Raw genomic sequence first — 596 nt, forward strand, 5'->3', positions numbered from 1 at the left:
GTGCCGACCAGTCTGAAAGTCTTTTTGCTGGCGCTTGCCATCATTGACGACCTGGGCGTCATTATCATTATTGCGCTGTTCTATACCCATGAGGTGTCGATGACGGCACTGGGAGTGGCAGCGGCGGCGGTAGCGCTGTTGGCGATCATGAACTGGCGCGGGGTGGGCAAAACCTCCATTTATATGATTGTCGGGCTGGTGCTATGGGTGGCGATCCTGAAGTCTGGAGTGCATGCAACCCTGGCCGGTGTTATTGTCGGCTTTATGATCCCGTTGAACGTCAAGAAGGGCCCGTCGCCTTCGGAGACCCTCGAGCATGAGCTGCATCCGTGGGTGGCGTTTCTGATCCTGCCATTGTTTGCCTTTGCCAATGCCGGCGTATCACTGCAAGGCGTCACGCTCGACGGGCTGACCTCGTTGCTGCCCGTAGGCATTGCCGCCGGGTTGTTTATCGGCAAGCCGTTGGGCATCTTTCTCTTCAGCTGGCTGGCGGTGAAGATGGGTATCGCGCGTCTGCCGGAGGGGATCGGATTTAAACAGGTATTTGCCGTTTCGGTGCTGTGCGGTATTGGTTTCACCATGTCGATCTTTATGGC

At 56.7% G+C, this 596-nt stretch carries 1 protein-coding gene; it reads left to right on the top strand.

Annotation, left to right across the window (positions count from 1 at the left end; all coding sequences use genetic code 11):
- A partial coding sequence (nhaA, locus tag AC5O77_RS22195; RefSeq protein ID WP_494507220.1) for a Na+/H+ antiporter NhaA occupies positions 1–596 on the top strand: 596 nt, incomplete at both ends.

This window comes from Stenotrophomonas sp. INTA L402-1, assembly GCF_059295135.1.